Consider the following 23,564-nt stretch of genomic DNA (forward strand, 5'->3'; position numbering starts at 1 on the left):
TCCAGGGGCGGAAGGCGCGGCGGTTGAGCGCGGTCGATAGCAGAACTCCGGCCGAGGGCAGTCCTGTTCGGGGTACGACGGTACGCGTACGAGCGAAGACTCAGGGTATGCGCGGGTCATGACCGTACTCAAGACGGGCGTTCTCGTCATGGACAGCGCCGAACCCGAGTCCCTGGCCCGGTTCTACGCCGAACTGCTCGGAGCCGAGGTGGGCCCGGCCGCGGGTGACGGGGAGCTGTTCCTCGTCACCGGCGGCTCCGGCGTGGTCCTCGGGGTCCGCCGCGATCCGAACCACGTGCCGCCGAGCTGGCCGACGCCGGAGGACTCCCAGCAGGCCCATCTGCGGATCCTGGTGGCGGCGGACTCCCTCGACGAAGCCGAGAGGGAGGCCGTGGCTCTCGGGGCACGCCCTTTGTCGGCCGAGGAGGACGGCACCCGGCGGGACAACCGTACGACGCTGCGCCGCTTCAGCGACCCGGCGGGACACGCGTTCCTCCTCGCCGCAGTCCGCGAGGAACCCGTGGCGAACTGAAGCCGACGGGCGACCCGTCAAGGACCGGTCGACCTGCCGGACGCCGGCCGGGAGGCCAATGGGCCATCGCCTCGCTGACCGCCAGGACGAGATCACCGTGCCGCGCCGGGGTGCGTATACGGCCGCGGGGTGCAGCTCGAAGCGGACTGCATACGCCCGTCAGGGGGCCGGAGGCGGAGGACCTGCTGCGTGCGCGTACCGGTGCGCGTCCGATCCGTTCGGGGTGAGGTGGTAGATGGCGTAGGCCCGGTCGATGACGGCCATGGCCACGTTCCGGACGTGGACACCGCCCGCCGTCATGCCGTGCTCCGTGCCGAGGTGGGCGTGCCCGTGCACGGCGAGATCGGCTCCGGCCGAGTCGATCGCCTCCGCCAAGTGGTAGCTGCCGAGGAAGGGGTAGATCTCCGGTGGCTCCCCGGCAAGGGTGTCCGGAACCGGGGCGTAGTGCGTCAGCGCGATCCGCAGCGTGCTGCCTGCTTCGTCGAGTTCGCACAGCGCCCTCGCGAGGGATTCGGCGCAGGTGCGGCTGTAGCGCATGAACGCCTTCATCTGCGGTTCGCCGAACTCGCTGCCGCTCCGGCCGGCGAAACCGCCGCCGAAGCCCTTGGTGCCCGCGACTCCGACCTTCGTCCCCCCGAGGTCGAGGACCACGCCATCGCCCTCCAGGACGTGTACCCCGGCGTCGGTCAGTTCCTGGACGACGGCCTCCTGCTGGTCGCTCTGGTAGTCGTGGTTTCCGAGCACGGCGACCACAGGGACCGGCAAGGAGGCCACCTCGCCGGCCACCACCCGGGCCTCCTGCGCGGTGCCGTGCCGCGTGAGATCGCCGGCCAGAAGAAGCAGGTCCGCTCGGGCGCCGAGCGTGTCGAAGGCGGGTCGCAGCAGTCCGGCGCTGTCCGGGCCGAGATGGATGTCCCCGACCGCCGCCACGCGGATCACGACAGCACCTCGGGACGGTCCGGCGCGGCGTGACCGCTGACCGTGAGGTCTCCGTACCAGTCCATGTCCCCCAACTCCTCCCCGGCGATCCGCAGTACGGCCTCGCGGCACTCCTCGTCGGCGACGCGACCCCGGACGACGGCCCGGGCGCCGCGCGCGTCGATCCGTACGCCGAGCTCGGCGATGTCCTCGCGCGCCAGCCGGTCCCGCAGGTGCTCGATCCGGTACTCGATGTTCTCTTCGGACTTCACGGCCCGTCCTCCCGTCCTTCCGCACGGTCGATGACCCGGAGCCGGTCGAGCAGGTGGAGGAAGGCGTCGGGAAGCGGGGCGGCCCGGTGGGCCCGATCCAGGCGTTCCCAGTCGATCTGCTCGCGCAGCATGCGGGCCATGGGGAGCAGGTCGCCGAAGTCGCAGTAGTGCTCGCAGAGCGCGTCGAGTCGGCTTTCCATGAGGTCCGTCGGAGCGAGCACCGGCATCCAGACCGAGTCGACCGCTTTGACGCTCGCGCGATCCAGCAGCTCGGTGCTCACGGGACGCCGGGCCAGTTCGAAGATCAGGTCGATCTCCTCTCCACCCGATCGCCCCTTGACCAGCCAGTCCTCGGGAGCGCGGCGCATCGCGATGCCGCCGGCCTCCAAGGCTTCGATCGCCGAGTCGGCATCCTCGGGACGGACGCAGAAGTCCGTGTCGTGCTGGAAGCGGGCGGGGAGCCCGTGGGCGAAGGCGGCCACGCTGCCGGCGAGCGCGAAGGGCAGTCCGGAACCCTTCAGCAACGCGGCCACGTGCTTGGTGGTCTCCAAGATGGCCTGGGTGTGGTCCTCGGGCAGCGGGCCGTCGTCCGGTGAGGTGCCGCTCAGGCGCTCCGGTGGCTGGGTTCCCCCTGGGATGCGTACGTCGGGATGGGTCACGGAGTGCCTCAGCGTTCGCTCGTGGTGCAACTTTCGGCGTATGTGGCGGGTACCCGCACGATGCGGCCCAAACCTCGCGGCCCTGGGTTTACGGGGTCCGGCACGGACCCGCCGACCTCGCCAGGTGAGCAGCCCCCCTTGCGGTGTCGGGCGGGGCCTGGTGGTCGGCGTCGTTCACGGCGGGAGCCGGTGCGAGGGCGGGGCGCAGGGTGAAGAGGCCGCGGGTGGCGGTGAGTTCCAGGACGCTTTGGCCCTGGTCAGGGGTGCCGGCGAGTTCGAGGGTCCATTCCTCGTCGATGGCGCGTGCACGCAGGGCGAGCAGGACGTGGAGGAAGCTTGTGCCCATGAAGGTGACCCGGGCGAGGTCGAGGACCAGTATCCGGCCGGGCAGGGCGAGGGTGTCCAGGACGCGGCTCAGCAGTGGGCAGGTTCCGTAGTCGATGTCACCGCTTACGGACACGACGATCCGCTCCGGCTGCTCGGTGAGGTCGACGATGAAGTCGTTGAGGCCCACGGCGCACCCGCCGTTCACATGGGGAGCCCATCACGGTCGCTCCCCAAGGGGTGGGGTGGGGGTGTGGCCGTCAAGCGCGCGACTGGTGCCGCGCACAGCCGGGCGAGACCACCCGTGCCTTCGGGGGCCCAGGATCATGGCCACCAGGTGCGGGGTCTCCCACCAGACCAGGCTGGTCGACACCTCGCGCCTACCCTTGCTCGGGCGCCGCAACCACCGTGTGGATCCCGCCCGTCGCCAGGCGGTCCTTTGGCCCGGTCCGGTGTTCCCGTGCGCTACCAGGGGGTGTGCGCGCAGATGGTCTTACCGCCGTCAGGAGTGGGCTCGGTATGGGTGTGGGTGGTGAGGTGGTTGATCAGTAGCCATCCCCAGCCACCGGTTCCGTCGGTGTGTGGTGGGCGGGGCCGGGGCGGGTGGGGGTCGCTGTCGGTGACCCGGATCTCGATGTGGTCCTCGTGCAGTTCCAGATGGAGGGTGCAGGGGCCGTCGGTGTGACGGATCGCGTTGGAGACGAGTTCGGCGACGACCAGCAGCACCACGTCCGGGCTTTCCGGCAGGGCGGGCGCCCTGATGCGGGCGGCGCCGTGGAGGAAGCCGCGAGTGGCCTGACGTGCTGATGTGGTGGGCTGACCAGTGCGCGGCACCGGCTGGTCAAGGACAGGCACGGGAGGTGCCACGGTGATTCCTCCCTCCACGTGGTGGGCCTGAACAACGCCTGCCCCTTCCGGGAGTGAATACCCGATTCAGCCCCACCTTTGAGACTTCGTTCCTCCGCTCCACCGTTCCTCCGGCCCTCTGCTTCGTCCGTCACTCGTGTCGCGGCTTGTGGCGCGGGGGCCGTGCCAGTCGAGGCACAGGGCGGTGGCGTCGTCCTTCGGCGGCCTCCCGTCGTAGGCATCGGCGACCGCGCCGACGAGGGTGCGTACGACGTCGCGCGGGTGCTCGGTGGCGGTCTTGCGCAGGAGGGCAGGCAGGTCGACTGTGCGGGCTTCGCGTTCCTGCATGCCGTCGGTGTGCAGGAGGAGGCGGTCCCCGGGACGCAGATCGAGGTCTTGGACCGCGTACGACCCCGGATCCGCACCATCGACGCAGCCGAAGGGCAGGTTCACGGCCAGGTCCAGTTCGGTGATGGAGCCGTCACGCAGGAGGAAGGGCCAGGGGTGGCCGGCGTTGACGAGCTGAGCACGGCTTCCGTCGAGTGCGATGCGCACGAGCTGGCCGGTGGCGAAGGTGTGGTGGCCGTGGTCGAGGAGTGCCTGGTGGACTTGGTGGGCCTGCTCGGCCAGGTCTTCTCCGGCGCGGCGGGCGCCGCGGGAGGCGTTGACCAGGAGGGTGGCCATGAGCGCGGCATCGACGTCGTGGCCCATGGCGTCGGTGATCGACAGGTGCAGTGTTCTGCTGTCGAGGCTGAAGTCGTAGGTGTCCCCCGCGATGTCGGAGGCCGGAACCAGAGCCCCGGCAAGGGTGAACTGAGGCGCTTCGCAGGTCGAGGCGGAGGGCAGTAGCTGACGCTGGATCTCCGCCGACAGACTGACCGGGGTCGTGCGGTTGCCCCAGTGGTAGAGATCGGTGAACCGGCGGTCGGTGACGATGATGTAGGCCAGCGCGTGCGCCACTTCTTGCACCTGCGCGAGCACGTCCGGAGTGACCCGGGTGAGGAACAGCTCCAGGACACCAATGGCGTCGCCGCGGTTGCTGACGGGGGCGAGCACCCGCTGCCCTTGGCCGGCATCCGGTGCGAGCCCCAGCTCCTGGGAGCGCAGGACTTCGTCGTAGACGCTGCTGCCGACCAAGGGCACCTGCTCGGCGCGCCCCTCCTCGTGCGTCGCCGCCGCGTCATCCGTTTCGTGGACCCGCAGCAGGCGCCGGCCGACGACGTCCACGAACAGGAACGACACCAACCGCGCACCGAACCGGTCGCGCAGACTGCATGCCACCGCATCGAGGGAGTCCACCGGCGCGGCGGCCTCTGCGGCCGCCAGCACCTCGGCCAGACCGATCCGATCGGCGTCGGCGCGGGCCGGGAACTCGCGGTCGTCGACTTGCGCGGGTTCCGCCGCCGGCCAGCCGCGGACGGTGAGCACGTGCTGGGTTCCGGTGAGGCGCAGCAGGCGAGCGACCGGGTGGCTGAGGGCGGTGAGTACCAGGGTCTTCTCGGCCGCCGCGGCAAGCCGGTTCAGGTCGACGAGGAGATGCAGGCCTGAGCTGTCGCAGAAGGTGACCGCGGACAGGTCCACGTCGAGACCGTCGCGGCTGGAAGCGAGAGCCCCGGTGAGGTTCTCGCGCAGGCCGTCGGCGTCATCCGTATCGATCTCACCGCGGACGCGGACCAGCACCCGCTCCGCCCCGGCCTCGAAGGACGCGGCGACGACGGGAGGGCGCGCGGTGTCACCGCTGGGCTCCGCCGCAGTGGCAGGCCGACGGCCGGGATGAGAGGTCATGGCCGTACTCCTTCGTAGCCCGGCACGCGTGGCACGGCCGGCAGGGACGGGAGACGGTGAGGGCCGGTCCGGCTGCTGTGCGCAGGTCAGCCGTGCAGGTCGGCCTCCTGACGACCACTGCCCGCCGGAGGACGTCCGGACGCATGGACTCGAGATTCCATGTCCACCAGCAGGTGCAGGAGGTCCGTGATCTCGTGCTGCCCCTCGGCGGGATGGCGGAAGACCGTGCCGGGCGTGACCGCGTAGTGGTTGCGGCGGCCGTGGCGTACCCGCGTGAGGTATCCGGCGTTCTCCAGATCCTTGACGATGGCTTGGGCTGCGCGTTCGGTGAGCTGACAGTTCTCGGCCATGTCCCTCAGCCGGATCTCCGGATCGCGCAGGATCATGGCCAGGATCCGGGCGTGGTTCGTGACGAACGTCCAGCCGGTCCGAGGCTCCACCGGTTCCATGTCCGAAATTATACGACTTGCGATTCCGGTTTCGCCAGACCGGAATCCAGAGCCCGGCCGTCATCCTCACGGACCGGGACCTCGTCGTACGCGCGCTGGCCGGCCTGTACTGCCTCAGCCCGGCACCAGGCAACTGCCCGTCACCGGTCAACACCGGTCCTCACGAATCGTGACCAGCCGGTCCCCCAAAAGGTTCCCTCCCGAAGCCGGCCTCTGCCGGCTCCCCGCGACAGGGAGAATGCATGGACCTGCACAACCGGCTGCTGCTGGACGACAACATTCTGATCATCACCGTCCGCGAGCCCGTCGCCACCGAAGAGCGAGCGGCCCTTGCCCAGGCCATCGACCTCCTCATCGGCGAACACCACCCCGCAGCGCTCGTCATCACCCTCGACCCTGCCGCGGGCACCCCGGCCGCCGTTTCCGTCATCCTGCGCACCCACCGCCACTGCACCGACAACAACATCCCCATGGCCACCGTCGCTCCCCACCCCGCGACCCGCTTCCTGATCCAGTCGAACGAGCCCGCACTGCCCGTCCACACCCACACTGACCACGCCCTCCTCACGGCAAGGACGCTCCTACGCCGGTGATCCGACGGGCAGCGTGTCCCGACCTGTGGTGGCCGGTGGGGATGCTGGGATGTGAGGTGGCATGAGTGCGTGGGGTGCGGGAAGAAGAGGGGTGCGCCGCAGGCCGGCGGCCGTCTTGCCCCCCCGCCAGGTGTCGGCGCCGCACCCCGTCGCACGCGCCCGAACTTCACAACCCGCCTCGAACCGGATCGAGGTAACGGCACCAAGGAGGCCGATCATGACGGCCGACAGCACCCCCTCGCAGCCCGCCGCCACACAGCCGGGCCCGCACGTACTGCGTCTGCGGGGCGACATGGACATGGACCACGCGTCCGAGCTGACCGCCGCACTCCTCACGGGGATCGAGACCGCTTACGCCGAAGGCCGCCGCGACCTCGTCGTCGACCTGACGGACTCCTCATTCTGCGATTCCTCCGGCCTCAACGTCCTGTTGCGGGCGCGTTCAGCAGCTGCTGACCACGGGATTCTCCTGACCCTGGCAGCCCCCAGCCATCAAATGCTGCGCCTGCTCGACCTGACGGAAAGCGCAACCTTCTTCGTCCTACGGGGCGGCAGGGCGGCGGGCGCTGAGGGAGAGGGTCCCCTTCAAGACCGTTCAGGAACAGGGCCTGGATGAGGTCCGGACCGAGCCGGTTCCGCGTCCGGTACATGTCCTGCCAGGAATCCCCGTCGGGACCTGTGAACTCGGCCGGCCCAGCCGGCGTGTCCTGCACACGGCGCTGGAGGACGGCGCACCGTCCGTCCAACAAGGGGTGGGCCAGAACGGATGGGGCGTGGCTCCAGCGCGGCCTTCCGCGGCGAGGTCGAGACGGGCCAGGACCGGGGAGGCGGCGGCGAACGGGTGGAAGGCGCTGAAGGGATCCGAGACGTAGTCAGGATGCACCCCGCGGTCGCTGCGTACGGCTCCGCCGGGCTCGTCCTGGGCTTCAAGGACCTCTACGGCCCATCCGGCGTCGGCCAGCAGGTTCGCGGCAGCCGGTCCGGTGGGCCCGGCGCCGATCACCACCGCGTCAAGCACGGAACGCCTCCGCGGGCTGCTCTTCCACGAGCCTGGCCAGACGGGCCAGCATGCCGCGATGCCTGAGCTGAAGGGCCGCTTCGCTCACCGGATTGTGCAGGGTTCCGCCCAGGCCGCGCAGGGGATGCTCGTCGCAGACGACGAGTGTCTCCTCGCCCCACGGCCTGAGCTGGAGAAAGATCCGCGCGGTACCGAGCGATTTGAACGAGGCCTCCAGCTCCAGCTCCCTGCCGGACTCCTGGTGGCGGACGGTCGTCGTGCCTTCGACCGACCACGGCCCCAGCCGGAGCGTGTACCGCAGCCGGGACCCGGGAGCGGGCCACGTGTCGTCGAGCGGGGTCGACTCGGAAGGGCCGATCACCCACTCCCCGTACAGGCCCGGATCGGCGAGCACGGCCCACACGGTGCGAGGAGGGCGCCTGATGAGTTGGTGTCGGACAGCCATGCGATGTCCTCCTCGTACGGGAACGGCACCGCCGCTCCACTGCGCACGCCAGGGCTCGGGAAGGGGGTCGGGGGAGTGGCCTGCTGCTCCCGGTCAGTGACCGAGGGCGTTCTTGAGCTGTTGCTTGCTCATGGTCGAGCGACCTTCGATACCGCGCTTCTTCGCCTCCTGGTACAGCTCTTCCTTGGTACGGCCGGACGAACTGCCACCACGGTGGGAGTTCTCGCCGCCACGCTGCGAGGCGGACTTCCCTTGGGTGGAACTGCGGCTTGCGGTCTTGCTCTCACCCGAACGGGCGCGTTCCTTGTTCACGGTACGCGCGGCCATTTCCTCCGCCCGGCCCTCCGACATTCCGCGCTTCTCGCCTGACTCCTTGATGTGCTCGTACTGGCGCTCGCGCTTGGGACTGGATCCTCGCGGCATGATGCGACCCTTCGTCGAAGGTGAATCACGGTCATCGTGCGCGTACCCACATCGGGCCGCACCTCACGCGGCGGCAGCCGCGGATCCCGAGGCCGCACAGTGGGCCGCCCGCCGGCGGCGCCGCGCGGGCCCGGGGCCTCAGGCGGAGCATGTCCGGGTCGGCGTCGAGCCGTCGGGCGGCCTCGATGCAGGGGTCGACGGGCCCGTGCCGCACGCCGAGGACGAAGCGGGGCCCCACGAACAGCATCATCTCGCCGGTCTCCACCGCTCGGTCGTCCTCGACGTACCGGAGGGGCTTCAGCGCGACCGCCAGGACGTCGCCGAACCGCTCGTACTTGGGGCGCTGGCGCGCGTGTATCGCGTCTTCGACGGCCAGGGGATGAAGGTCCAGTTCATCGGCCAGCCGTACGAGCTCGTCCCCGGATTTCAGAGGCCCCGGCATGCCGATCCCTTGGCCGCCATCCGAGGTACTCGCGTCGTAGAACTGCTGAACGGGGGTAGGGGCTGCGTATGAATGCCACCGAAATGCTCGCGGCTGAAGCCGGCGGCTCACTTCTTCTGATCATCGTGGGCGTGGTCGTAGCTCTCCTTTTGATCGGAGCCTTCTGGTACGGCAGCCGACGCAGCGCACGCCGCAGAGCCCCCGCCCAGCCTGCCCAGCAGAGCCCCGAGGCGCGGGCCCGTCAGGACTCCTGGCAGACACCCGAAGGTGATGACTGATCGGATTCGTCGCCCGCCCGAAGAGTGGCAGCGGCCGGTGGTACCGCTGGTAGGCAAGGCGTAGAAGGGCACAGTTCAGACTTGGCGGTGGCGGGGGCCGACGTCCTTGGCCCGGGCGTCCGGCCACTGCCCCGTTTCCTAGTGTGGGCCGCTTCCTCTGATCGGCGACCGTTCCGGTCCGACTGGGGCAGGGGGTATGTGGAAGGGAAATCTGGGCAGGCGGATGTCATGGCGGAGGGTGAGTTCCGCCGGACAGGAAGAACGGAAAAGGGAGAGTGGTGAGGAATCAATTTCCTCAACTCTCGAATTGACCGGAGGAGTTGTTCTTCGTATGACTACGAACGTTTGGGGTTACCGTGAGACGTCCGGCCGTCTGGCCGGATCTGACCTGACGGGGTACAAGGTCGAGGCGAGCGACGGTTCCATCGGCAAGGTCGACAAGCATTCAGACGAGGTCGGATCGTCCTACATCGTGGTCGACACCGGTCCGTGGATCTTCGGCAAGGAAGTCCTTCTGCCGGCGGGCACGATCAGCCGGGTCGACGCGAACGACGAGAAGATCTACGTGGACCGTACGAAGGAGCAGATCAAGAACGCTCCCGAGTTCGACAAGGACAAGCACCTCGGCAATACGGACTACCACCGCCAGGTCGGCGGCTACTACGACGGGTCGCACCGCGCGTAACACACACGGGCACCGGCACGACGGGCGGGGACGACAGCTGTTCGTGTCGTCCCCGCCCGTCGCGCCGGTAACCCGAGCATCGATTCCTGCCCCGCCGGGCACCGAGGTCGAGACTGCCGGACCTTGCCGAGGTCCCTCTCACAGACTCCCGCGGTTCCCCCAACCGGTCCAGTGTGGTGGGGGCGGAGCGGGGCAAACGCGCGTACCTGTCAGCCCATTCTGGAGGCCCATCGATGTCCTGCGTGTCTGCTCTGATCGTTGTGCGCCTCGAGGCGACGACGGGCCACGTGTATTTCCTTGCCCGCTTCTCGTATGACGGCGACGACCCGTACGTGGTGCAGGCGGAGTTCTTGGACGGCGCCGAGGTCCTCGCGCGGTGGCACTTCGACCGGCAGATGCTGGCCGAGGGGCTCCACCGTCCTGTGGGGGAGGGCGACGTCGCGTTCCGCCCCGACAAGGATTCCGGCCGCGAGGAACTCCGCGTCGAACTGACCGGCCGGAGCGCCGGGGAGCAGGACAAGGCCGTTGTCCTTGTGGATGCCCCCGTGCTGAGGGGTTTCCTGGACGAGACCTACGCAGTCGTCGCTGCCGGGGAGGAGTTCCTCGACCTCGACAAGCTTCTCGACGAGCTCCTGGCTCGCTGAGGAACCCGAGTGTCCGACCGGAACCGCCGAGTGCCGTCTCCTGCGGACATGGCGACAGCAGGAGGTGGCGGCCAGGCAACCGACCGACGAGAGGCCGCCGGCATCCGTCAGGCGGGGTGCGGGGGACGGCGAGGGCCGGACCCGGCACAGAGCACGCAGGTGGTCGCGGCCGGCCGGATCTCCAGGCGCTCGGACGGAATCGTCGCACCGCACCCCTCGCACTGCCCGTAGTCGCCCCGTTCGAGCCGTTCCAGCGCCCGGTCCAGCTCGTCTAAATGGTCGTGCGCCCGCGCCATCAGGGAGGCCACGTGGGCACGCTCGAAGGCCGTGCTGGCCCCTTCGGGGTCGTGCTCGTCGTCGACCGCGACCAGTGCGTTCGCCGCGACGATCCCGTCGAAGTCGCGCCCCAGCGCGGCCACCCGGTCGAGCGTGTCGTCGCGGTCAGCCGCGAGGCGTGCGCGGGCAGTCGCGATGGTGGTCGGGTCGAGCTCGTCATGGCCGTACCGGGTTGCGTCGCTCATGTGTGGGACAACGCCGGTCCGTGGGTCCCCGATTCCCACAGAAACGTTCGCTGTAGGTCGCACAACTGGTGCACGGTCCCAAGGTATCGGCGGGGGAGCGGGCGGGGGCCCGGGTCGCTGATCGCGCAGACGACCTTGTGCCCGGTACGCCACACCGAGACTTCGCCGCGCCCTCCGCCGTGCTGAACAGCGTTGGTGGCCACGTCGTTGACGGCGAAGGCCAAACGCTCCGCCCCTGAGGGGACATCCCCAGCTGCGCGGAAGGATCTGGTCGGGGACCGTGCGTGTGTGAGGCCGGGCAGCTCGGTCAGCACGTGACGTGACGCCGCCGCTATCCGTCCGTCGAGAGGGTCACCGTGCGGTGAAAGGAGGGAGGCCGCGGCCGCTCTGTGTTTCCCGGGTGCGGTGTGCCAGCCGGCGGGCGGCGTGCACACTGCGTCGCGCCAGGCAGAGCTCGCCCGCCGAGACGTGGCAGGTCGGGCACGGCTCGGCGAACGCGCCGTGCCGGAACCGGCGGTGCGTCTCGTAGGCGGCATCCAGCATCGCGTCGAGCGCCGAATGCGGGAGACCAACGGCTGTACGGCCGGCTGCGTGCACCGATCGGCGAGGGGTTACTTCCAGGACCGGGGTGGTGCTCATGAAGGGATCTCCTCGTGCAACGGGGGAGTGCGCAAGCCGTGCCTACCCACGGGCGCGCGGGCAACCGGGTCGCGCGGGCCCCGGCAGGTCCGGGGCGCGGCTTACGCTGCTGTGGCGACCGGGGGCGAGACAGCCGAGAGTGCGGCGGCGGCCAGGATGCGCGTGGGTCGGACGGTCAGCCGCTCGGCCCCGGCCTGTGCCTCCAGCGCCCGGCGTGCTTCGGCGGTCGCCGCGAGGACGGCCAGCGGCGCTCCTGCGGAGCGGCACAGGCGGTGGGTCCGTACGATCGTGCTTACCGCAGCGGTGCTCAGTGGCGCGTCCGAGAGTTCCAGCATGACGGGTGCGGACCGGTGGGCGGCGAGGTATCCGTCGATCGCCCAGGCGGCTGCGGCCCGGCCGGCGATATCCAGATCGGCCCGCAGCCGGATGATCAGAACACCGCTCTCGGTCACGTTGAAGGGCAGCACAGACACTCCTTGTCCTCACGAACACCTCGGCTGGTCATCGTGCGGATGCCCGCGTCTAGGACTGGTATGCGCGACCCTCACGGTCGGGATCATCAACACCGGTGGAGAACGGCGGTTGCCCAGCCCGTGACTGCGGCGTCGGCTCGACACAGCCACGCCCGGGGGCGGCGAGGCGGGGGGTCCTGGCGGGTTCAGTGGACGAGAGGGGGAAGAAGCGAGCCGTGAAGGGAGAGTCGATGCCTGATACGCCACGCAGCACGGCCGGTCTGAGGTGTGAGGACGCCCGGTCGATCGCCCGCGATGTCCTGGCGGCGAGCGGCGTGGGGGAGCACCTGGTGAACGACGTGCTGCTGGTCGTTTCCGAACTGGTCTCCAACGCGGCCCGCCACGCCGGCGGCGTCAGCGACTTCCGCGTCGTGCCCCTCGCGGGATGGGTGGCGGTCGAAGTGTCCGACAGATCCTCGTCGTTTCCTCGCACGCCGCGAACACCCCTTGATGTACCAGGCGGATTCGGCTGGCTGCTGGTCAACGAGATCGCCGACCACACGGAGATCCGGTCGTATGACGAGGGCAAGGCGATCACCGCGTTCATCCTGCTCCCCGCTGCTCCCCGCACCACGGTCCGGCCGTCCTGCCCGACACCCGACCGTCCCGCCCGGAGCGGCGCCAGTCCGCACGCGGCCCACGAGGTTCTCGGCGCGCCTCGCTGACATGAGAAGGCGGTGCTGCGCGGCACCGTACTCGCCGGCCGGGGTGGGGCGGCAGCCCGGCAGCGGAATCCGCAGGGTTCTCTTCAGTGACGCACGCATGGGGTGCCGGGACAGGGGCAGGCGGGACTGCAAGCGGCAGGCGACGCCGTCCGCTGTAAGGCATCGGAAATGGAGGTGCGGCAGGGGGATTCCTTTGCCGTCCTCCGCTTACCGGAGGAGTTGTTTTCGCGTGACTGAGCATGTGTGGAGTTACAAGTCCACCTCGGGCCATCTCGCCGGGGCCGATCTGACCGGTTACAAGGTCGAGGCGGTCGACGGCGACATCGGCAAGGTGGACAAGCACTCCGACGAGGTCGGTGACGCCTACCTGGTCGTGGACACCGGTGTCTGGATCTTCGGCAAGGAGGTCCTGCTGCCGGCGAGCACGGTCCTCCGGGTCGACCCGGAGGACAGGAAGGTGTACGTGGACCGGACCAAGGAGCAGATCAAGAGTGCTCCCGAGTTCCACCGGGACAAGCACCTCGGCGACGCCGGATACCACGAGGAACTGGGCACGTACTACGGCACCGGCGCCCCCTTCGGAGGCCGTCCCGCCTGACTCCCCGCGTGAGGGGGTCCGAACTCGGCGAGTTCGGACCCCCTCACGTGTTTCCCGGCAAGGGTCGATGGCTTCCTGCCCGGCGCCATCCGGCCTGAGCGGTACGCCAGAAGGAAGGGAATCCATCATGAGCAGTACGACTGAACGGCGGCCGCGCGCCGCGGAAGAATCGGTGGGTGTGCTGGTCTCGCGCGCATCGGAGCAGATCACCGAGCTGGTGCGTGAGGAGATGCAGCTCGCCCGGGCCGAGTTGGGCGAGAAGGGCAAACGGGTTGGGACGGGCGGTGGTCTGCTCGGCGCCGCAACTCTGCTCGGTGTCCTGGTTGCACAGGCAGTGGTGGTGTCGGGCATGGCCGCTCTGGCGCTGGTGCTTCCCGTATGGTCGTCGGCTCTGATCGTCGCCGCAGTACTGGCAACGATCGCCGGGGTGCTGGCGGTTGCCGGCAAGAAGCAGATCGCGCGGGCCGGCTCACCTGTGCCCGAGCAGACCGTGAACAGCGTCAAGGCCGATGTGGCCGAGGTCAAGGAGAGGGCCCACCGATGACGAACCTGCCGAACCAGCCCCACACGAGCGACCCCACCCCCTCGTCCGAGGAACTGCGCGACCGGATCGAGCACACTCGCGATGAGCTCGGCCAGACCGTCGAGGCACTTGCTGCCAAGGCAGACGTCAAGGCCCAGGCCAAGGAGAAGGCCGCCGAGGCCAAGGCCCAGGCCATGGACGTCGTGGCCGACGTCAGGGCTCAGGCCCAGGAGCGCACGGCGCGAGCCATGGAGAAGGCGTCCGTGATGACGGAGCAGGCCGCGAGTTTCGTGAAGGACAAGACACCGGATCCGGTACTCGACGAAGCAGACCGGGTTGCCACCAGGGCAAGGTCCCACCGCACTCCGCTGATCGCCATCGGCACGGCCTTGATCGTCATCCTGTTGGTGCGTCGTGGCCGGGGGCGCAAGTGAAGGCGTCCAAGGTCGCGTACAAGCCGGTCGGGCTGGCACTGGGGGCGGCAAGCGGCATGCTCGCCGGGATGGCGTTCAAGCAGGCCTGGAAGGTGATCGAAGGGGAGGGTGACGCCCCGGATGCCACAGATGAGGACCGCTCCTGGAAGGAGATCCTCATTGCGGCCGCCCTCCAGGGCGCGATCTTCGCCGTCGTGAAGGCGGCCGTCGACCGGTCCGGGGCCCTCGCGACCCGGCGCGTCACAGGCACCTGGCCGGGGTAGACCGGCGGCCCCGAATCCGGCGACTGAACCGTCGTCACGGGAAACGAGGGCTCACCTCATACAGGCCTCCTCCACCGAAACCGGGCGGGGTTGCCGGGGGTCAGGTGCGCAGGCGGCCGTTGGTGCCGTCGTGGGCGTCGGCCCTCGGCCCCGGCGGCGGAGTCATACTGGACCCGGCTGGCCCGGAGGGTCACGCTGAGTCGTCTGGGGGAGAGGGGCCGGTCGGATGAAGAGCCTGCTTTTCGACAGCGGGGACCTGGAGGCCACGCAGGAGTTCCTCTCCTCGGCCTACACCCCCATGCGGATCGGTGGCCGCCCCGCGGACACGCGGGCGCGGATCTCCAGGCGGGCGGCGGGCGGGCTGAGCGTCGATCGGTTGGCGTTCGGGTACACCATGGCCTACGACGCGGGTGCTCTGGGCAAGGTGTGCCTGGTGACGATGCACGCCGGGACGATCGTGGACACCACCGGCGGCCGCGAGGAGGTGTTCGGCCCGGGCGAGACCTTCCTCCTGGCCCCCCACGACCAGCCGTACGCAGGACAGGTCCGGGAGGCCCGGTACACCATCACGATGTTCGATCCCCGGCTCCTGGACCGGGTCTCCGCCCTGCCGGGGGGCGCAGGCGTGCGGATCACCGGAGCTCGGCCGATCGCACCGGCCGAGAACCGGAGGCTGGGTGCGGCCGTCGCCTACCTGCGCGATCACGTGCTGGACGAGGTCTCCGCGTCCGGTGACGGCAACCGGCTGCTGGTGTCCACCGCTGCCCAGCACTTGGCGGCGACGGTCCTGGCAACGCTGCCGAACAGCACGTACACCGAGCGGGGAGACCTGAGGGACACCCGCGACGCCGGCAGCGACACCTTGCGCCGCGCCGTCGATTTCATCGAGGCCAACGCCCACCGCGACATCACCCTCGCCGACATCGCGGCGTCGATCCCCGTGACGCCACGCGCGGTCCAGTACGCCTTCACCCGCCACGCCGACACCACGCCGCTCGGCCATCTGCGCCGCGTCCGGCTGACCCGTGCGCACGCGGAACTCCTCGCGGCGGACCCTGCGGCCGGGGCGACCGTTTCCGGTGTCGCCGCCCGCTGGGGCTTCGCCCACCAGGGCCGTTTCGCCGCCGCCTACCGACAGGTGTACGAGGTGGCACCGTCGGTCACTCTCGGAAGCCGGTGATCCCGGCGGGCGGTGTCACAACGCGGGCGGCGACGGATCCGGGGTGTCAGCCGCCAGCCCGGTGATCTCGAACACGGTGTCGGCTCCCGTGATGCTCAGCAGGCGCGACAACTGGGGGGCCGGGTTGGCGAGGACCAGTGTGCGCCCGCTCTCGACGCACATCAGCCGTGCCTGCAGCAGCGCGTTGAGCCCGGTGGAGTCGCAGAAGGCGAGCCGTCCGAGGTCGACGACGACGCGCGCGGGGGCACGAGTGCCGGTGCAGGCCGCCGAAAGCACCGAGTGGAAGGCGGCGACGTGGTCGAGGTCCATGTCGCCGCTGAGCGTGATGAGGGTGGCGTCGGGGCGGGTGAGGACGGTGACGTTCTGTGGACCTGGGGCGTCCGTGGGGTTCACGCCACTCCTCATTTCGGATGCGGGCACGGAAGCGTCGGCGCGGTGACGGGCGCGATCCGTCCTGCTTCGCGGGCATGCCTGACTCGACCGTAGGGCCGGCAGTAGAAAAGGACAGCCCCGCAAACGAAGGAGTGCAAGAGCTTCGTTTCGCGGACCGTTGGCCGGCGAGGCGACTGAGGGCGACAGCACGGGGTAGCCGCCGAGGGACCGCACCACCGAAGGAGGACGAGATGACGGCCCACGAGAACTCCCGGCATCATCCACGCACCACCCCGTCCGAGGCCGACGGGGAGGCCGGCGACCGAGAGGCCCGCCGTCAGGCCGACGAAGCCGTCGTACGGCGTCCCGACGGGGGCGAAGCCGAAGCGGATGGCGGCGGACACGAGGCCAAGCGGCAGCGCCCGGGCATCGGCCGCATTGAGAGGGAGTGATCGCGGTGCGCACCACAGCGGCACGGGTGATGGGCGTGGCCACCCTCGGGTACGGCGTGGCGGTCGCCTGCCGACCCGGGGTGCTGGCCCGCCCCTGCGGCCTGTCAGATCAAGGCTCCTCCGCACTGCTGATCCGCGCCCTGGGCGTCCGCGATGCCGTCATCGGCGCGGCCATGGTCGCGATCCCCGCAGGCAGCGCGCTGCGCACGGCCGTACTGTGCCGGGTCGCCATCGACGCGGGGGACGCACTGCTCTTCGGCACGTTCCTGCCCCACCGCGCCGAGCGGGCCAAAGCGGCCTCGGCCGCACTGGTCTGGGCGGCCCTCTGCGGCTGGACCCTGACCAACAGCGGACGGTCGGCGGCGCCGCTCGTAGAGGACGCGGCCAATGTCGCCGTACGGGCCGCCCAGTCCGCCACGCGCGCCGAACTCTGACGTACTACTCCACCAGCGTCGACGGCCCCCCGGCGGCCGCATCGTCTGACCGGACATCGCTGTCTGATTTATCGTCAGAACGGGCCCCGACTCGACGAGTCGGGGCCCGTTTCGCGTTCCGGAGCGCGGGCGGCAGCCGGGGGCAGCGCATCTTTCGGTCGTCGCGGGCCAGAAGGCATCCATGAAGCGAAGCTGCGGATCCTCCGTGCGCGGTGTCGGACCGCTCCTGCTCCTTCCCGTGCAGGCGGTCCTGATGGTCGGGCTGGGACGGCTGGTCACCGGACCGGGCGCCGGATACTGGCCGCTGTCGGCGGAGGCCTCGATCAGCAGGAACCTGGCGGAGGGCCGGGACCAGGCCACGTCCGGAGTCACGGAGTTGTTCTCCGTGCTCGCCGGCACCCAGGCCGTCATCGGCACGACCCTGGTCTGCATCGCCGCCCTGCTGTTCCTCCCGCGCGTCGCACTGCGCGGGGAGGCGCTGTTCCTCGGCGTCTCGGTGGCCGCGCAGTCGGCGGTGTTCGTGGTGGTGACGGCCTTCGTGGACCGCCCGCGGCCCGCGGTTCCCCACGAGGACGCCGCGCCGCCCACGTCGAGCTTCCCCTCCGGGCATGTCGGCGCTTCCCTCGCGCTCTACGGGGGACTGGCCGTCATCGCCGCGCTGCGCCTGCGCGGCCCGTGGCGCCACGTGGTGACGGGCATGCTGCTGCTGATCCCGGCGGCCGTCGGACTGTCGCGGATGTACCGCGGCATGCATTACCCCAGCGATGTGGTGGGCGGGCTGCTCAACGGGACCCTGACTCTGCTGATCACGGGGTTCGCGCTGCTGTGCGGGCGGCAGCCTGCTGGGGAGCAGGAGGGGACGGAGCGGCCCGGCCGGGTGGTGCTCGCCCGGTGCGGCACCGGCGGTCCGGTCCTCGTCGTGCGCCACCCGTACGGCTGCCCGGACGAGCTCGCCGACCGGCTGGCCGCCGTCCTGCGCGAGCACGGACACCGGGACCTCCGCTGGATCCTGACCTCCGCCGAGCTCCCCTGCGGCACGCTGCCGGAGGAGCTCCGTACCGTCCGCCCCGCCCTCGTGGTGGTCTGCGGAGGGGACGGCACCCTGCGCGCCTGTGCCGAGATCCTGGCGGGCACGCGGATCCCGCTGGCCGTCGCACCGTGCGGCACCGGAAACCTCCTCGCCCGCAACCTCGGCCTCCCGATGGATCCGGCCGCCGCCCTGGCCGCGTCCCTGTCCGGCGAGAGCTTCGGCATCGACGTCGGCCGGGTCCGGGGCGACGGGCTCGAGCCGATGCGGTTCACCGTCATGGCCGGCGCCGGATTCGACGCGGCGATGGTCCGGGACGCCTCACCGCGGCTCAAGTCACGGATGGGCTGGGCCGCGTACGTCCTGTCGGCCCTGCGGCACCTGCGCGATCCCGGTGTCCGCCTCACGCTCCGCGTCGACGGGGGCCGCCGGCTGCGGCGCCGGGCCCGCATGGTCGTCATCGGGAACGTCGGCACCCTGCAGGGCGGCCTGCCGCTCCTGCCGACGGCGCGGCCGGACAGCGGACGCCTGGACGTGGTGCTCTTCGACCCGCGCGGCCCCGCCGGATGGCTCACCGCGGCCGGGCACCTGGCGGCCCGCCTGCTGCGCCGGCGCCCGCCCGCAGCCCCCGGCCCGGCCGCCCCGGACGGCCGCAGCGAGGCCGGGGGAGCGCTGGAGTACTTCAGCGCCACCCGGATCGACGTCCGCTGCGCCGTACCGCAGCCGCGCGAGCTCGACGGAGATGCCGTGAGCGAGGGCGTCCGCCTCACCGCCGAGATCGAACCGGGAGCCCTGCGGGTGTACCTCCCCCGTGCGCCCGGGGCGCCGCAGGACCGATCCGCCGAGCAGCTTCCGGCGGCGGCCCCCGGCACACCGTTCTGAAGTCCGGCGGCGCCCCCACAACACCGGCGGACCGCAAGCCCCGTAGGTCCGCGGGCTCCCCACGACACCGGAAGGCAGGAACACGATGGGCACCGCGACACGGGTACCGCAACGCCACGACGTGAGCGGCGAGGAGCTTTCCGCCGACGAGGCGTGGACCGCCCTGCGCCGCTACGGCGGCTGGAGCCTGGCGCGCGACTCCTTCGTGCGCTTCCGCTACGCCGACGGCTTCAGCCACGCCCGCGCGCTCGCCCTGCAGACCGTCCTGTCGATCGTCCCGCTGGCCATCGCGGCCATCGGACTGTCCGGGGTGCTGCACACCGAGGACGCGGGCCGGGTCGCCGAGCTGACCATCCGCGGGCTCACCAGCGGCCCGGGCCAGGCCGTCGTGGACGACGCGCTCAGCGAGAGCAGACGCCACGCCGGTGACGGCGGCCAGGCCGCGCTGTGGCTGGGGCTGCTGTTCTCCCTGGCCAACGTCACCACCGCCCTCTGCCAGGTCGAACGGGGCGCGAACCGGATCTACGGCAACGAGCGGGACCGGCCCTTCCTCGCCAAGTACAGCAGGGGCCTGGTGATGGCGGCTCTCGCGGGACTCCCGCTGGGACTCAGCTTCATCCTCACCGTGCTGGGCGCCCACCTGACCCGTGCGCTGGCCGAGGTGTACCGGCTCTCTCCCGACACCGTGCGGGCCTGGGAGCTCCTGCGCTGGCCCCTCGGCGTCCTGCTCGCCGTCCTCGCCACCAGCGCGATCTTCCGCCTCTCCCCGCGCCGGCGCCAACCCGGCTACACCTGGCTGGCCTTCGGGGCCGTCGTCCACCTGGTGCTGTGGAACCTCACCACCTGGGCGCTGAGCCTCTACATCGGCGAGAGCAGCTCCTTCACCAGCGTCTACGGGCCCCTGAGCGCCATCGTGGCGCTGCTGCTCTGGTCCTACCTCACCTCGATGGCGCTCTTCCTCGGCCTCTCCTTCGCCGCCCAGCTGGAAGCCGTACGGGCGGGGACGAGGGAGCCGGTCATGAACGATCCCGGAGTCTGACCGCCCCGGCCACCGGCGGCCGGAGGCCCGCCACCGCACGCACACGAGGGAGCGGCCACCATGGCACGGCGCACGGAAGGTACTCGGCGCGTTCGGCGAGACCCGGGAGGCCCCGGGCATCCGCACGGCCCGCACCATCCGCGAGGCCCGCTACGGAGCCTGCTCGCGCGCCACTCCGGACCAGACGCCACCTTCGGCGCGAGACTCCTGCTCGCCGCGGCCGCGACGGCCGTGGCAGCCGTACCCTTCGCCCTCGCCCTGGTCGTGGTGGAGTCCCAGTGGGCGCCACTGCATCGCCTGGACCAAGGCGCGGCCGAACGCCTCCACGCCGCCGCACTCGCCCACCCGGACCGGGTGGGCCTCCTGCGCGTGCTCTCGGACCGGGTGTGGGACCCGGTCACCATGCGGCTGCTGGTCGCCGTACTCGTCGTCTGGCTGCTCAGCCGGCGCGCCTGGCGGCTGGCCGCCTGGGCCGGGGTCACGGCGGTCGCGGGCGGTCTGATCGGGCTCCTGGCCAAGAGCGCGGTGGAGCGGGCACGGCCGCACCTGCCGGACCCCGTCGCCCACGCTCCCGGCTTCTCCTTCCCCTCCGGCCACGCGATGACGGCGACCACCTCGTGCGCCGTCCTGCTGCTGGCCCTGCTGCCGGTGGTTCCGCGGGTCTGGCGTCCGCTGCCCTGGGCGGTCGCCCTGGTCACCGTGGTGGGCGTGGGCTACACACGGGTCGCTCTCGGGGTCCACTGGGTCAGCGACGTCGTGGGCGGCTGGCTGCTGGGGCTCGGGGTGGTCACGGCGACGGCGCTGGTCTTCGAGGCCTGGCGGTCCGACACAGGACGGCGCCGCGGGGCGGTGGCCGAAGGCCTGGAGCCGGAACTCACCGGACCCGACCCCGAAGCTCGCCCGACGGACCCGCCCGTTCCGGCCCCACCTGCCGCCTGTCGGCCGGGCGCCGACGAGTTCGGGCCATTGACCTCGCGGCGCGGGCCGGGCGGGGGAGCAGCGCCCGATCCGGGGCAGACGAGTCAACCGACAGCCTCGACATCCGAAGGAGAACGGCCATGCTGATCACTGTCAGTCGCTCCGGGGGTTTCACCGGCGTGGACACGACGCGGAAGATCGACACCTCCGGCCGGCAGGACGCCGCGGAATGGGAGGGCCTCGCGCGGCGCGCCGTACGGCCGGTCGCGGACGGCTTCCACTACCGGATCACGATCGACGGCCAGGCGGTCGACATCGACGAGGCGGGCCTGACCGCCGACCAGCGCGCACTCGTCCGTGCGGTCCTCGACGAACGGGCCTGACCCGCCCCACCGGCCCGGAACAAGTCTGCGAGCCGACCCTTTGGACTCCCGGAGACCGGCCAGCAGAAGGGGCAGGGGAGCCCGCGGCCGTGAGCGGCGCGGGGCGTCAGCCGGTCAGGAGGGGTCGCCGTCCTGAGGCGTGACCACGGTGAAGAGCGCGCCCTCGGGATCGGAGAGGACCATCCACCGGCTGGTGACGGAGGTCTGTACGGGTGAGGCGGCTCTGGCGCCGAGACCAGTGGCGGCATCGATCGCGGCCTCGAGGTCGGGCACGTGGAAGTGGACGTGCCAGCGGGGGCGTACCTCGGGGTCCGGGGCTTCTTCGAGTGCGCCGCCGCTGATGCGGGCCACGGTGTCGTGGCCGTGGCGCAGGACGACGTGGTCGTGTTCGTAGGAGACGGTGCAGCTGCCGGGTCGCTCGCTGTCCCAGTCCAGCACCTCTCCGTAGAAGATGGCGGCGGCGAACGCATCCCGGGTCCGCAGTTCCAGCCAGGCCGGGGCGTTTCCGCGGCCCATCGACCAGTCGGGGACGGCCGCGCCGTGCCAGAAGCCGAAGACGGCCCCGGCGGGGTCTGCTGCCAGGGCGGCTCGTCCGGTGCCGAAGGCCAGCGGGCCGACCGCCATGGTCGCGCCGCGTTCACGGATCCGTGCGGCCGTCGCGTCGGCGTCCTCGACGGCGAAGTACGGCGTCCACACCACCGGCACGCCGGGATTCCCGGTGAGTGCGCCGATGCCCGCAACGGGAGCCCCGTCGCGGAAGGCGACGACGACGCCGTCCCCGAGATGGGTGGGACGGAAATCCCAGCCCAGCACGGCACCGTAGAACCGCTGGGCGGAATCGAGATCCCGGGCCAGGAGGCTGACCCAGCACGGGGTACCGGGGATGTCACGGCTCGACGTCGACACAGTTGCCGGCCTCATCTGCTGCTCACGTGGGACGGGACCCTTCCCACAGTAGACCGGAGGACAGCGACGGGCAGGTTCAGTGGCGTCCGGCGGACGGGCGGAATGCCGCGGTTGCGAAACCTGTGGGTCCCTTGCCGTCGCGGTGTCTGGGAGGGGGCGGGCGGGGCAGGCGGTCGGTATGAACGAATCCCTTGCGAACCTGTCCAGCAGCTACTACGTCACCGTCCGGGGAGAGCGCTTCACCTGTGGTGACGTGACGGGCCTGGGTCCCCAGGGGGACCTCGACCTGCCGGGGCAGGTGCTCACGCTCACCCTCGACGACTGCGTCCTCACCGACGTGCCCGGGGCGCGGGAATGGGCCCTGTCCGCGGAGGCTTCTTCCGCCGAGCCGTGCAACGTCAAGATCGAGGAGATCAGGGCGGGTTCGGAGCACCCGCTCACCACCTGGTACCTCTCTGACGCCAGGCCGGACTCGGTCACCGACCACAGCACGACGGCAACCAGCCACGAAACGCGGATCGGGCGGCTCACCATGCACGCCGCCAAGATCTCTCCGGCCATGCCGCAGTGATCCCGCCCTGGCGCCGACCGTCGTAGGGGCTCTCCCGCGGCCCGGGAGGAGACGGAGGCCGAGGCGGCCTCAAGCCGGTCCGTGGCCGCCTTGAGGCTGCCCCGCGCGGACACCCCCTAGGAGGCTCCGCGGTCCGCCGTACCCGACGCGCGTGGCGGGCCGGGAGCGCACGCGGGGCACAGACCGCGGTAGGTGACTTCGGCTTCGGACACGGTGAAACCGAACCGCTCCTCGGCCGGAAGCCCGGCCAGGGGGTCGCCGGTCGGGTGGACGTCGCGGATGATGCCGCAGCCGGAGCACACCAGGTGCTGGTGGGGATGGCGTGCGTTGGGGTCGTAGCGCTTCGCGCGGCCGTGGGCGGACACCTCCACCACCTCACCGAGCGCGACCAGTTCGCCCAGGGTGTTGTAGACCGTGGCCCGGGAGATCTCGGGCAGCTGCCGCGCCGCGCGGGCGTGGACCTCGTCGGCCGTGAGATGCACGTGCTCGCCGTCGAGGGCTTCTGCGACGACGCGCCGCTGGGACGTCATGCGCCAGTTGCGCTCTCTCAGCCGTTCCAGCAGCTCATTCATCGTGGTTCGCCTTTCCCTTGTGTGCCGGGCCGGTCGGCAATTCCGCTTCCGATCCTCATATCGGCGAGGGGATATCGCGATGATCGGAAGATGTCACCTTTGGGCTTCGGCTGTTTGTTGCGTGGGGGTGCCCTGCGTGTTCTCGTAGCCGCCCGGTCTGCGGTGCGCGACCATACGGACGCCGATACGTGCTCGATCATCGGCGTCGTCCGTGAGCATATGTTCTCGTCGGCGGCGCGGGTCGCCGTGCTCGACTGGAAAGCGCACGACGTCATCAGAGAAATGCGTCATCAGTGAAATACGTCAAGGGCGGCAGCGCGGCCGGCAGAGGAAACCACCGAGACAGGAAGAAGGGCTGAC

36 protein-coding genes and 3 pseudogenes are annotated in these 23,564 nt (G+C 70.8%); 21 read left to right on the plus strand and 18 right to left on the minus strand.

Annotated elements, in window-relative coordinates; translation table 11 throughout:
- Positions 1-118: 118 nt before the first annotated feature.
- On the plus strand, positions 119-532 hold the full coding sequence (locus tag ACFRU2_RS03415) for a VOC family protein (protein WP_382967060.1): 414 nt from the start codon (positions 119-121) through the stop codon (positions 530-532).
- 159 nt (positions 533-691) lie between these two features.
- Here ACFRU2_RS03415 and ACFRU2_RS03420 read toward each other — a convergent pair whose 3' ends face one another.
- The 8 genes and pseudogenes from ACFRU2_RS03420 to ACFRU2_RS03455 all read right to left on the minus strand — a co-directional run bounded on the left by ACFRU2_RS03420 (position 692) and on the right by ACFRU2_RS03455 (position 5,785).
- On the minus strand, positions 692-1,471 hold the full coding sequence (locus tag ACFRU2_RS03420; protein WP_382967061.1) for a metallophosphoesterase: 780 nt from the start codon (positions 1,469-1,471) through the stop codon (positions 692-694).
- Positions 1,468-1,722, minus strand: a complete 255-nt coding sequence (locus ACFRU2_RS03425) for a hypothetical protein (protein WP_382967063.1) — start codon at positions 1,720-1,722, stop codon at positions 1,468-1,470. The genes ACFRU2_RS03420 and ACFRU2_RS03425 overlap by 4 nt, the downstream gene beginning before the upstream one ends.
- Positions 1,719-2,381 (minus strand): nucleotidyltransferase family protein, encoded by a 663-nt coding sequence (locus ACFRU2_RS03430; RefSeq protein ID WP_382967065.1) that lies wholly within the window; start codon positions 2,379-2,381, stop codon positions 1,719-1,721. Before ACFRU2_RS03430 ends, ACFRU2_RS03425 begins: the two co-directional genes overlap by 4 nt.
- Positions 2,382-2,469: 88 nt before the next feature.
- Entirely contained in the window at positions 2,470-2,895 is a 426-nt protein-coding gene (locus tag ACFRU2_RS03435; RefSeq protein ID WP_382967067.1) for an STAS domain-containing protein, read from the minus strand.
- Between the two features lie 275 nt (positions 2,896-3,170).
- A complete protein-coding gene (locus tag ACFRU2_RS03440) occupies positions 3,171-3,560 on the minus strand; it encodes an ATP-binding protein (RefSeq protein WP_382967069.1) in 390 nt (129 codons plus the stop codon).
- Positions 3,561-3,638: 78 nt separating this feature from the next.
- A complete protein-coding gene (locus ACFRU2_RS03445) occupies positions 3,639-4,895 on the minus strand; it encodes a PP2C family protein-serine/threonine phosphatase (protein WP_382967834.1) in 1,257 nt (418 codons plus the stop codon).
- An 87-nt stretch (positions 4,896-4,982) separates the two neighbouring features.
- Positions 4,983-5,336: pseudogene (locus ACFRU2_RS03450) on the minus strand (STAS domain-containing protein); the annotation flags it as partial.
- 86 nt (positions 5,337-5,422) lie between these two features.
- Positions 5,423-5,785: a helix-turn-helix transcriptional regulator gene (locus ACFRU2_RS03455; protein ID WP_382967071.1), complete on the minus strand. Its 363-nt coding sequence runs from the start codon at positions 5,783-5,785 to the stop codon at positions 5,423-5,425.
- Between the two features lie 17 nt (positions 5,786-5,802).
- Between ACFRU2_RS03455 and ACFRU2_RS03460 the strand changes: the two genes are divergently transcribed.
- The 3 genes from ACFRU2_RS03460 to ACFRU2_RS03470 all read left to right on the plus strand — a co-directional run bounded on the left by ACFRU2_RS03460 (position 5,803) and on the right by ACFRU2_RS03470 (position 6,994).
- Entirely contained in the window at positions 5,803-5,958 is a 156-nt protein-coding gene (locus tag ACFRU2_RS03460) for a hypothetical protein (protein ID WP_382967072.1), read from the plus strand.
- 69 nt (positions 5,959-6,027) lie between these two features.
- Positions 6,028-6,378, plus strand: coding sequence for a hypothetical protein (locus ACFRU2_RS03465; protein WP_382967074.1), 351 nt, complete (start codon positions 6,028-6,030; stop codon positions 6,376-6,378).
- A gap of 217 nt (positions 6,379-6,595) precedes the next feature.
- On the plus strand, positions 6,596-6,994 hold the full coding sequence (locus ACFRU2_RS03470; protein WP_382967076.1) for an STAS domain-containing protein: 399 nt from the start codon (positions 6,596-6,598) through the stop codon (positions 6,992-6,994).
- On the opposite strand, the pseudogene ACFRU2_RS03475 reads toward ACFRU2_RS03470, so the two are convergent.
- The 4 genes and pseudogenes from ACFRU2_RS03475 to ACFRU2_RS03490 all read right to left on the minus strand — a co-directional run.
- Positions 6,978-7,396, minus strand: a pseudogene (locus ACFRU2_RS03475) (FAD-dependent oxidoreductase); the annotation flags it as partial. The gene ACFRU2_RS03470 and the pseudogene ACFRU2_RS03475 sit on opposite strands and share 17 nt — an antisense overlap.
- Positions 7,389-7,841 (minus strand): SRPBCC family protein, encoded by a 453-nt coding sequence (locus ACFRU2_RS03480; protein WP_382967078.1) that lies wholly within the window; start codon positions 7,839-7,841, stop codon positions 7,389-7,391. The gene ACFRU2_RS03480 and the pseudogene ACFRU2_RS03475, both read right to left, overlap by 8 nt.
- Before the next feature lie 93 nt (positions 7,842-7,934).
- Positions 7,935-8,264, minus strand: a complete 330-nt coding sequence (locus tag ACFRU2_RS03485) for a plasmid stabilization protein (protein ID WP_382967080.1) — start codon at positions 8,262-8,264, stop codon at positions 7,935-7,937.
- A gap of 31 nt (positions 8,265-8,295) precedes the next feature.
- The gene (locus ACFRU2_RS03490; protein ID WP_382967082.1) at positions 8,296-8,706 is read right to left on the minus strand and encodes a CorA family divalent cation transporter; all 411 of its coding nucleotides are present in this window, start codon (positions 8,704-8,706) and stop codon (positions 8,296-8,298) included.
- A gap of 68 nt (positions 8,707-8,774) precedes the next feature.
- On the opposite strand from ACFRU2_RS03490, the gene ACFRU2_RS03495 reads away from it, so the two are divergent.
- From ACFRU2_RS03495 to ACFRU2_RS03505, 3 genes are all read left to right on the plus strand, one after another.
- On the plus strand, positions 8,775-8,984 hold the full coding sequence (locus ACFRU2_RS03495) for a DUF6479 family protein (RefSeq protein ID WP_382967084.1): 210 nt from the start codon (positions 8,775-8,777) through the stop codon (positions 8,982-8,984).
- 331 nt (positions 8,985-9,315) lie between these two features.
- Positions 9,316-9,669, plus strand: a complete 354-nt coding sequence (locus ACFRU2_RS03500; RefSeq protein ID WP_382967086.1) for a PRC-barrel domain-containing protein — start codon at positions 9,316-9,318, stop codon at positions 9,667-9,669.
- A gap of 242 nt (positions 9,670-9,911) precedes the next feature.
- A complete protein-coding gene (locus ACFRU2_RS03505) occupies positions 9,912-10,313 on the plus strand; it encodes an SsgA family sporulation/cell division regulator (RefSeq protein ID WP_382967088.1) in 402 nt (133 codons plus the stop codon).
- A 107-nt stretch (positions 10,314-10,420) separates the two neighbouring features.
- On the opposite strand, the gene ACFRU2_RS03510 is transcribed toward ACFRU2_RS03505, so the two are convergent.
- The 3 genes from ACFRU2_RS03510 to ACFRU2_RS03520 all read right to left on the minus strand — a co-directional run bounded on the left by ACFRU2_RS03510 (position 10,421) and on the right by ACFRU2_RS03520 (position 11,940).
- Positions 10,421-10,834 carry a TraR/DksA family transcriptional regulator gene (locus ACFRU2_RS03510; protein ID WP_382967090.1) on the minus strand — a complete coding sequence of 138 codons (414 nt, stop codon included), beginning with the start codon at positions 10,832-10,834 and terminating at the stop codon, positions 10,421-10,423.
- A gap of 351 nt (positions 10,835-11,185) precedes the next feature.
- Complete coding sequence (locus ACFRU2_RS03515) at positions 11,186-11,473, minus strand: hypothetical protein (protein WP_382967092.1); 288 nt, start codon at positions 11,471-11,473, stop codon at positions 11,186-11,188.
- Between the two features lie 101 nt (positions 11,474-11,574).
- Positions 11,575-11,940 carry an STAS domain-containing protein gene (locus ACFRU2_RS03520; RefSeq protein WP_382967094.1) on the minus strand — a complete coding sequence of 122 codons (366 nt, stop codon included), beginning with the start codon at positions 11,938-11,940 and terminating at the stop codon, positions 11,575-11,577.
- Positions 11,941-12,176: 236 nt separating this feature from the next.
- On the opposite strand from ACFRU2_RS03520, the gene ACFRU2_RS03525 reads away from it, so the two are divergent.
- From ACFRU2_RS03525 to ACFRU2_RS03550, 6 genes are all read left to right on the plus strand, one after another.
- Entirely contained in the window at positions 12,177-12,650 is a 474-nt protein-coding gene (locus tag ACFRU2_RS03525; protein ID WP_382967096.1) for an ATP-binding protein, read from the plus strand.
- 229 nt (positions 12,651-12,879) lie between these two features.
- Positions 12,880-13,248 (plus strand): PRC-barrel domain-containing protein, encoded by a 369-nt coding sequence (locus ACFRU2_RS03530; protein WP_382967098.1) that lies wholly within the window; start codon positions 12,880-12,882, stop codon positions 13,246-13,248.
- Between the two features lie 127 nt (positions 13,249-13,375).
- On the plus strand, positions 13,376-13,792 hold the full coding sequence (locus ACFRU2_RS03535) for a phage holin family protein (protein ID WP_382967100.1): 417 nt from the start codon (positions 13,376-13,378) through the stop codon (positions 13,790-13,792).
- Complete coding sequence (locus ACFRU2_RS03540; RefSeq protein WP_382967101.1) at positions 13,789-14,205, plus strand: DUF3618 domain-containing protein; 417 nt, start codon at positions 13,789-13,791, stop codon at positions 14,203-14,205. The genes ACFRU2_RS03535 and ACFRU2_RS03540 overlap by 4 nt, the downstream gene beginning before the upstream one ends.
- Positions 14,202-14,468 carry a DUF4235 domain-containing protein gene (locus tag ACFRU2_RS03545; RefSeq protein ID WP_382967103.1) on the plus strand — a complete coding sequence of 89 codons (267 nt, stop codon included), beginning with the start codon at positions 14,202-14,204 and terminating at the stop codon, positions 14,466-14,468. The genes ACFRU2_RS03540 and ACFRU2_RS03545 overlap by 4 nt, the downstream gene beginning before the upstream one ends.
- A gap of 226 nt (positions 14,469-14,694) precedes the next feature.
- Positions 14,695-15,648 carry an AraC family transcriptional regulator gene (locus tag ACFRU2_RS03550; protein WP_382967105.1) on the plus strand — a complete coding sequence of 318 codons (954 nt, stop codon included), beginning with the start codon at positions 14,695-14,697 and terminating at the stop codon, positions 15,646-15,648.
- Positions 15,649-15,663: 15 nt separating this feature from the next.
- Here ACFRU2_RS03550 and ACFRU2_RS03555 read toward each other — a convergent pair whose 3' ends face one another.
- Positions 15,664-16,041, minus strand: coding sequence for an STAS domain-containing protein (locus tag ACFRU2_RS03555; protein WP_382967107.1), 378 nt, complete (start codon positions 16,039-16,041; stop codon positions 15,664-15,666).
- A 230-nt stretch (positions 16,042-16,271) separates the two neighbouring features.
- Between ACFRU2_RS03555 and ACFRU2_RS03560 the strand changes: the two genes are divergently transcribed.
- The 6 genes and pseudogenes from ACFRU2_RS03560 to ACFRU2_RS03585 all read left to right on the plus strand — a co-directional run bounded on the left by ACFRU2_RS03560 (position 16,272) and on the right by ACFRU2_RS03585 (position 21,155).
- Positions 16,272-16,472: a hypothetical protein gene (locus ACFRU2_RS03560; RefSeq protein WP_382967109.1), complete on the plus strand. Its 201-nt coding sequence runs from the start codon at positions 16,272-16,274 to the stop codon at positions 16,470-16,472.
- A 5-nt stretch (positions 16,473-16,477) separates the two neighbouring features.
- Positions 16,478-16,906: a hypothetical protein gene (locus ACFRU2_RS03565; protein ID WP_382967111.1), complete on the plus strand. Its 429-nt coding sequence runs from the start codon at positions 16,478-16,480 to the stop codon at positions 16,904-16,906.
- 181 nt (positions 16,907-17,087) lie between these two features.
- Positions 17,088-18,815 carry a phosphatase PAP2 family protein gene (locus ACFRU2_RS03570; RefSeq protein ID WP_382967112.1) on the plus strand — a complete coding sequence of 576 codons (1,728 nt, stop codon included), beginning with the start codon at positions 17,088-17,090 and terminating at the stop codon, positions 18,813-18,815.
- An 85-nt stretch (positions 18,816-18,900) separates the two neighbouring features.
- Positions 18,901-19,854, plus strand: a complete 954-nt coding sequence (locus ACFRU2_RS03575) for a YihY/virulence factor BrkB family protein (RefSeq protein ID WP_382967114.1) — start codon at positions 18,901-18,903, stop codon at positions 19,852-19,854.
- Between the two features lie 159 nt (positions 19,855-20,013).
- Positions 20,014-20,757: pseudogene (locus ACFRU2_RS03580) on the plus strand (phosphatase PAP2 family protein); the annotation flags it as partial.
- Positions 20,758-20,912: 155 nt separating this feature from the next.
- Complete coding sequence (locus ACFRU2_RS03585; RefSeq protein WP_382967116.1) at positions 20,913-21,155, plus strand: protealysin inhibitor emfourin; 243 nt, start codon at positions 20,913-20,915, stop codon at positions 21,153-21,155.
- A gap of 114 nt (positions 21,156-21,269) precedes the next feature.
- Here the strand turns inward: ACFRU2_RS03585 and ACFRU2_RS03590 are convergent, their stop codons facing one another.
- The gene (locus ACFRU2_RS03590) at positions 21,270-22,010 is read right to left on the minus strand and encodes a VOC family protein (RefSeq protein ID WP_382967836.1); all 741 of its coding nucleotides are present in this window, start codon (positions 22,008-22,010) and stop codon (positions 21,270-21,272) included.
- 229 nt (positions 22,011-22,239) lie between these two features.
- Here ACFRU2_RS03590 and ACFRU2_RS03595 point away from each other — a divergent pair, with 229 nt between their 5' ends.
- Positions 22,240-22,632 carry a hypothetical protein gene (locus ACFRU2_RS03595; RefSeq protein ID WP_382967118.1) on the plus strand — a complete coding sequence of 131 codons (393 nt, stop codon included), beginning with the start codon at positions 22,240-22,242 and terminating at the stop codon, positions 22,630-22,632.
- Positions 22,633-22,748: 116 nt separating this feature from the next.
- On the opposite strand, the gene ACFRU2_RS03600 is transcribed toward ACFRU2_RS03595, so the two are convergent.
- A complete protein-coding gene (locus tag ACFRU2_RS03600) occupies positions 22,749-23,204 on the minus strand; it encodes a Fur family transcriptional regulator (RefSeq protein WP_382967120.1) in 456 nt (151 codons plus the stop codon).
- Between the two features lie 90 nt (positions 23,205-23,294).
- On the opposite strand from ACFRU2_RS03600, the gene ACFRU2_RS03605 reads away from it, so the two are divergent.
- Entirely contained in the window at positions 23,295-23,501 is a 207-nt protein-coding gene (locus ACFRU2_RS03605) for a hypothetical protein (protein WP_382967122.1), read from the plus strand.
- The last annotated feature ends 63 nt before the right edge of the window (positions 23,502-23,564 follow it).

This window comes from Streptomyces sp. NPDC056883, from assembly GCF_042788835.1.
Classification (GTDB): Bacteria; Actinomycetota; Actinomycetes; order Streptomycetales; family Streptomycetaceae; genus Streptomyces; species Streptomyces stoeckheimensis.

Bases quoted from the DNA above. Each gene is read 5' to 3' on its own strand.
- ACFRU2_RS03605 (WP_382967122.1), top strand. From the start codon at position 23,295: ATGTCACCTTTGGGCTTCGGCTGTTTGTTGCGTGGGGGTGCCCTGCGT.
- ACFRU2_RS03510 (WP_382967090.1), bottom strand. From the start codon at position 10,834: ATGAGCGACGCAACCCGGTACGGCCATGACGAGCTCGACCCGACCACC.
- ACFRU2_RS03600 (WP_382967120.1), bottom strand. From the start codon at position 23,204: ATGAATGAGCTGCTGGAACGGCTGAGAGAGCGCAACTGGCGCATGACG.
- ACFRU2_RS03465 (WP_382967074.1), top strand. From the start codon at position 6,028: ATGGACCTGCACAACCGGCTGCTGCTGGACGACAACATTCTGATCATC.
- ACFRU2_RS03495 (WP_382967084.1), top strand. From the start codon at position 8,775: ATGAATGCCACCGAAATGCTCGCGGCTGAAGCCGGCGGCTCACTTCTT.
- ACFRU2_RS03595 (WP_382967118.1), top strand. From the start codon at position 22,240: ATGAACGAATCCCTTGCGAACCTGTCCAGCAGCTACTACGTCACCGTC.
- ACFRU2_RS03500 (WP_382967086.1), top strand. From the start codon at position 9,316: ATGACTACGAACGTTTGGGGTTACCGTGAGACGTCCGGCCGTCTGGCC.
- ACFRU2_RS03480 (WP_382967078.1), bottom strand. From the start codon at position 7,841: ATGGCTGTCCGACACCAACTCATCAGGCGCCCTCCTCGCACCGTGTGG.
- ACFRU2_RS03470 (WP_382967076.1), top strand. From the start codon at position 6,596: ATGACGGCCGACAGCACCCCCTCGCAGCCCGCCGCCACACAGCCGGGC.
- ACFRU2_RS03585 (WP_382967116.1), top strand. From the start codon at position 20,913: ATGCTGATCACTGTCAGTCGCTCCGGGGGTTTCACCGGCGTGGACACG.
- ACFRU2_RS03540 (WP_382967101.1), top strand. From the start codon at position 13,789: ATGACGAACCTGCCGAACCAGCCCCACACGAGCGACCCCACCCCCTCG.
- ACFRU2_RS03570 (WP_382967112.1), top strand. From the start codon at position 17,088: ATGAAGCGAAGCTGCGGATCCTCCGTGCGCGGTGTCGGACCGCTCCTG.
- ACFRU2_RS03525 (WP_382967096.1), top strand. From the start codon at position 12,177: ATGCCTGATACGCCACGCAGCACGGCCGGTCTGAGGTGTGAGGACGCC.
- ACFRU2_RS03550 (WP_382967105.1), top strand. From the start codon at position 14,695: ATGAAGAGCCTGCTTTTCGACAGCGGGGACCTGGAGGCCACGCAGGAG.
- ACFRU2_RS03415 (WP_382967060.1), top strand. From the start codon at position 119: ATGACCGTACTCAAGACGGGCGTTCTCGTCATGGACAGCGCCGAACCC.
- ACFRU2_RS03515 (WP_382967092.1), bottom strand. From the start codon at position 11,473: ATGAGCACCACCCCGGTCCTGGAAGTAACCCCTCGCCGATCGGTGCAC.
- ACFRU2_RS03455 (WP_382967071.1), bottom strand. From the start codon at position 5,785: ATGGAACCGGTGGAGCCTCGGACCGGCTGGACGTTCGTCACGAACCAC.
- ACFRU2_RS03490 (WP_382967082.1), bottom strand. From the start codon at position 8,706: ATGCCGGGGCCTCTGAAATCCGGGGACGAGCTCGTACGGCTGGCCGAT.
- ACFRU2_RS03485 (WP_382967080.1), bottom strand. From the start codon at position 8,264: ATGCCGCGAGGATCCAGTCCCAAGCGCGAGCGCCAGTACGAGCACATC.
- ACFRU2_RS03575 (WP_382967114.1), top strand. From the start codon at position 18,901: ATGGGCACCGCGACACGGGTACCGCAACGCCACGACGTGAGCGGCGAG.
- ACFRU2_RS03560 (WP_382967109.1), top strand. From the start codon at position 16,272: ATGACGGCCCACGAGAACTCCCGGCATCATCCACGCACCACCCCGTCC.
- ACFRU2_RS03535 (WP_382967100.1), top strand. From the start codon at position 13,376: ATGAGCAGTACGACTGAACGGCGGCCGCGCGCCGCGGAAGAATCGGTG.